This is a genomic window from Micromonospora sp. D75 (assembly GCF_018070405.1).
GTDB lineage: Bacteria > Actinomycetota > Actinomycetes > Mycobacteriales > Micromonosporaceae > Micromonospora > Micromonospora chalcea.
The window spans coordinates 1-4,308 of sequence record NZ_JAGPXV010000524.1 but is presented as its reverse complement, the minus strand read 5'-3'; the positions used below and the strand labels follow the sequence as shown (position 1 = coordinate 4,308).

General features: G+C 71.2%; 7 protein-coding genes. 6 read left to right on the top strand and 1 reads right to left on the bottom strand.

Annotated elements, in window-relative coordinates:
- The 4 genes from KBX39_RS24630 to nusB form a co-directional block, all read left to right on the top strand.
- The coding region (locus tag KBX39_RS24630) for a 3-dehydroquinate synthase (protein ID WP_369010123.1) at nucleotides 1–515 on the top strand (515 nt) is incomplete at its 5' end.
- Complete coding sequence (gene aroQ / locus KBX39_RS24625; RefSeq protein WP_043324954.1) at nucleotides 512–961, top strand: type II 3-dehydroquinate dehydratase; 450 nt, start codon at nucleotides 512–514, stop codon at nucleotides 959–961. The genes KBX39_RS24630 and aroQ, both read left to right, overlap by 4 nt.
- A gap of 41 nt (nucleotides 962–1,002) precedes the next feature.
- A complete protein-coding gene (gene efp, locus KBX39_RS24620; RefSeq protein WP_013285503.1) occupies nucleotides 1,003–1,560 on the top strand; it encodes an elongation factor P in 558 nt (185 codons plus the stop codon).
- Between the two features lie 23 nt (nucleotides 1,561–1,583).
- Nucleotides 1,584–1,994: a transcription antitermination factor NusB gene (gene nusB, locus KBX39_RS24615; RefSeq protein WP_174534511.1), complete on the top strand. Its 411-nt coding sequence runs from the start codon at nucleotides 1,584–1,586 to the stop codon at nucleotides 1,992–1,994.
- 64 nt (nucleotides 1,995–2,058) lie between these two features.
- Here the strand turns inward: nusB and KBX39_RS24610 are convergent, their stop codons facing one another.
- Entirely contained in the window at nucleotides 2,059–2,547 is a 489-nt protein-coding gene (locus KBX39_RS24610; protein ID WP_013285505.1) for a transcriptional regulator, read from the bottom strand.
- Between the two features lie 287 nt (nucleotides 2,548–2,834).
- Between KBX39_RS24610 and pyrR the strand changes: the two genes are divergently transcribed.
- Complete coding sequence (gene pyrR / locus KBX39_RS24605) at nucleotides 2,835–3,419, top strand: bifunctional pyr operon transcriptional regulator/uracil phosphoribosyltransferase PyrR (protein WP_043324953.1); 585 nt, start codon at nucleotides 2,835–2,837, stop codon at nucleotides 3,417–3,419.
- A partial coding sequence (locus KBX39_RS24600; RefSeq protein WP_210872732.1) for an aspartate carbamoyltransferase catalytic subunit occupies nucleotides 3,416–4,308 on the top strand: 893 nt, incomplete at its 3' end. The genes pyrR and KBX39_RS24600, both read left to right, overlap by 4 nt.

Genomic DNA, 4,308 nt, shown 5'->3' with positions numbered 1-4,308 from the left:
GGTTCATCGCCGATCCGGTGATCCTCGACCTGGTCGAGCGGGACCCGGCCGCCGCGCTCGACCCGGCCGGGCCGGTGCTGCGGGAACTGGTCGAGCGCGCGGTCCGCGTGAAGGCCGACGTGGTCGCCGGTGACCTGCGCGAATCCGGGGTACGCGAGGTGCTCAACTACGGGCACACCCTCGCCCACGCGATCGAGAAGGTGGAGGGGTACCGCTGGCGGCACGGTCACGCGGTGTCGGTCGGCCTGGTCTACGCGGCCACTCTCGCGCGGCTCGCCGGCCGGCTCGACGCGGCCGACGCCGAGCGGCACCGCCGGGTGCTGACCGCGCTCGACCTGCCGACCGGCTACCGGGCCGACGCCTGGCCGGAACTGCTGGCCGCGATGCGGGTGGACAAGAAGGCCCGGGGCAGCCGGCTGCGGTTCGTGGTGCTCGACGGGATCGCCCGCCCGGCGATCCTGGAGGCGCCGCCGGACGACCTGCTCGCCGCCGCGTACGCGGAGATCAGCTCATGAGGGTGTACGTGCTGAACGGGCCGAACCTGGGCCGGCTCGGCACCCGCCAGGTCGACGTGTACGGGGTGACCAGCTACGCCCAGCTGGTGGCCGACTGCGAGCGGCACGGCCGGGAGCTGGGGCTGGACGTGGTGGTCCGGCAGACCGACGCCGAGCACGAGATGCTGGCCTGGCTGCACGCGGCGGCCGACGAGGAGGCGGCGGTGGTGCTCAACCCGGCGGCCTGGACGCACTACTCGGTAGCGGTGCGGGACGCCTGCGCCATGCTGCGCGGCCCGCTGGTCGAGGTGCACATCTCCAACATCCACGCCCGGGAGGAGTTCCGGCGCCACTCGGTGGTCTCGGCGGTGGCGACCGGGGTGATCTGCGGGCTGGGCGTGGACGGCTACCGGCTGGCGCTGCAGCATCTGGCTCAGCGTGCGAGTCCGATTCGACAGGGCGAGTAGACTTGGACGGTCTGTCCGCCAATTGATGATCAAGGCAGGAAATGGCCACCACCAACGACCTGAAGAACGGCCTGGTACTCAACCTGGACGGCGAGCTGTGGGCCGTCGTCGAGTTCCAGCACGTCAAGCCCGGTAAGGGTGGTGCCTTCGTGCGCACCACGCTGAAGAACGTGCTGTCCGGCAAGGTGGTCGACAAGACCTTCAACGCGGGCACCAAGGTCGAGACCGCGACCGTGGACAAGCGCACCATGCAGTACCTGTACGCCGACGGCGAGGACTACGTCTTCATGGATCTGGAGACGTTCGACCAGATCACCGTCCCCGGCGGCACCGTCGGCGAGGCCGCCAACTACCTCCTCCCCGAGGCCGAGGCGACCGTCGCCACCCACGAGAGCGTGCCGCTGTACATCGAGCTGCCGACCTCGGTCGTGCTCGAGGTCACCTACACCGAGCCGGGCCTGCAGGGCGACCGGTCGACCGGCGGCAACAAGCCGGCCACCGTCGAGACCGGCGCCACAGTGCAGGTGCCGCTGTTCATCACCACCGGTGAGAAGATCAAGGTCGACACCCGCGACGGCCGTTACCTCGGCCGAGCCTGATGGCCGAGGGTCCCAAGCAGCAGATGCCCGCGCGTCGCAAGGCGCGCAAGCGGGCGCTGGACGTGCTCTTCGAGGCCGACCTGCGGGACCGCCCGCCGGTCGAGGTGCTCGCCGGCTACCTGGAGCGGATCGAGCAGCCGCGCCCCGACCACCTCGGCTACGCGGTCGGGCTGGTCGAGGGCGTGGCGGCGCACCTCGACCGGATCGACGAGACGATCGCCAGCTACGCCGAGGGGTGGACGCTGGACCGGATGCCGGTGGTCGACCGCAACCTGGCCCGGATCGCCGTGTACGAACTGCTCTACGTCGACGAGATCGACGACGCGGTGGCGATCAGCGAGGCGGTGGAGCTGGCCCGGCAGATGTCGACGGACGACTCGCCCCGGTTCCTCAACGGCATTCTCGGCCGGATCGCCGAGTACGCCAGCCGCTGAGCCCCGCGCTCCGACGACGAAAGGGCCCGTGCCGGACGGCACGGGCCCTTCTCGTACGCGGATGTCAGGACGCGAAGAACGCCCGCGGGTCGGCGACCAGCACGCCGTGCTCGGTCAGCCGCTCGATCAGCCCCGACGGTGAGGCGTCGTAGACGATCGCGAGGGCGCGCAGGTCGTCGGCGCGGATGGAGAGCACCCGGCCGTTGTAGTCGCCGCGCTGCTGCTGGATGGCGCGCGCGTAGCGGGCGACGTAGGCCAGGTCCTCGGAGGCCTCGTCGTAGAGCCGCTCCAGGTCCAGCACGATCTTGCTGGTGGGCTCGTGACGCACCCCGCTGCCGTCGGGCAGCAGCTCCGAGACGGGAACGCGGTAGAAGTCGGCCAGTTCCGCCAGGCGGGACACGGTGACGGCGCGGTCGCCGCGCTCGTACGAGCCGACCACCACGGCCTTCCACCGCCCGTTCGACTTCTCCTCCACCCCCTGCAGGGACAGGCCCTGCTGCTGGCGGATGGAGCGCAGGCGGGCGCCCAGCGACTTGGCGTATTCAGAGGGCATTCGGACACTCCCAGTGCTGCTCGGGGTTCTCCCAGCTATCGCTACGGAGCGTGACGGTACGGGGATTGCGACACGCGGTCAAGTGTTGCTGTCCACGACGTCTAGGACGCTCGTGTGGCTTGTCCCCATTTCTCCGGGCTGACCAGCAGGTCAGTACCGGCGGCGGGCGGCCCGGTGACCGCTGGTAACGTGGCGTGAAGCCCCGGTCCGGGCCCCGCGCGGGCCCCCGGAGCCGACCCAGACGTCCTTTAACGACCCGTCCCGTGAGGCGGGGAAGGAGGTCCGCCGTGGCCTACCCACCGGCTGCCCATTCGTCACCGCCGCGACAACCCTCGGTGAAGGTGATCCTCGCCGCTGCGGACGTGTCGCGGGTGGTCGACCGCATCGCCCACCAGATCCTGGAGAAGACCCAGGGCGCCGCCGACACCGTGCTGCTCGGCATCCCCACCCGCGGTGTGCCGCTGTCCCGCCGCCTCGCGGACCGGATCAGCACGTTCGAGGACGTCACCGTCCCGGTCGGCGTGCTCGACATCACGCTCTACCGCGACGACCTGCGCCGGCACGCCACCCGCGCGGTCGGCCCGACCGACCTGCCGTCCGGCGGGATCGACGGCAAGCGGGTGATCCTCGTCGACGACGTGCTGTTCTCCGGCCGCACCGTACGGGCCGCGCTCGACGCGCTCAGCGACGTCGGCCGCCCGGCCTCGGTGCAACTCGCCGTCCTGGTCGACCGCGGTCACCGTCAGCTCCCGATCCGCGCCGACTACGTCGGCAAGAACATCCCCACCGCGCTGGCCGAGAACGTGAAGGTCACCCTCGCCGAGACCGACGGCGCCGACGAGGTACGGCTGTACGGAGGCTCTCCCGCATGATCCGGCACCTGCTCTCCGGCGCCGACCTGGACGCCGCCACCGCCACCCTGGTCCTGGACACCGCCGCGGAGATGGCGACGGTGGCCGGGCGCGAGGTCAAGAAGCTGCCCGCGCTGCGCGGGCGCACCGTGGTGAACCTCTTCTACGAGGACTCCACCCGGACCCGGATCTCGTTCGAGGCGGCCGCCAAGCGGCTCAGCGCCGACGTGATCAACTTTTCTGCCAAGGGTTCCAGCGTGGCCAAGGGGGAGAGCCTGAAGGACACCGCGCTGACGCTCCAGGCGATGGGCGCGGACGCGGTGGTCGTCCGGCACCCCGCCTCGGGCGCGCCGCACCGGCTGGCCGAGTGGGTCGACGGGTCGGTGGTCAACGCCGGTGACGGCACCCACGAGCACCCCACCCAGGCGCTGCTCGACGCGTACACGATGCGGTCCCGGCTGGGCCGGCTCGACGGCCTGCACGTGGCGATCGTCGGCGACGTGCTGCACTCCCGGGTGGCCCGCTCCAACGTGCTGCTGCTGTCCACGCTCGGCGCGAAGGTCACCCTGATCGGCCCGCCCACGCTCATCCCGGTCGACATCGCCGCCGCCCTGGCCCCCGGCACCGACGTCTGTTACGACCTCGACGCCGTTCTCCCAGATGTGGACGTGGTGATGATGCTGCGGGTGCAGCGCGAACGGATGGGTGACTCCTACTTCCCGTCGGCCCGCGAGTACGCCCGCCGCTACGGGCTCGACGGGCCGCGCATGCGCCGGCTGCCCGAGCACGCGATCGTCATGCACCCCGGGCCGATGAACCGGGGCATGGAGATCACGCCCGAGGTGGCCGACTCGCCCCGCTCCACCATCGTCGAACAGGTCGCCAACGGGGTCTCCGTGCGGATGGCCGT

What these genes read in the sequence shown, in the direction of transcription:
- KBX39_RS24610 (WP_013285505.1), bottom strand. Translation starts at nt 2,547, where the DNA reads ATGCCCTCTGAATACGCCAAGTCGCTGGGCGCCCGCCTGCGCTCCATC.
- aroQ (WP_043324954.1), top strand. Translation starts at nt 512, where the DNA reads ATGAGGGTGTACGTGCTGAACGGGCCGAACCTGGGCCGGCTCGGCACC.
- nusB (WP_174534511.1), top strand. Translation starts at nt 1,584, where the DNA reads ATGCCCGCGCGTCGCAAGGCGCGCAAGCGGGCGCTGGACGTGCTCTTC.
- efp (WP_013285503.1), top strand. Translation starts at nt 1,003, where the DNA reads ATGGCCACCACCAACGACCTGAAGAACGGCCTGGTACTCAACCTGGAC.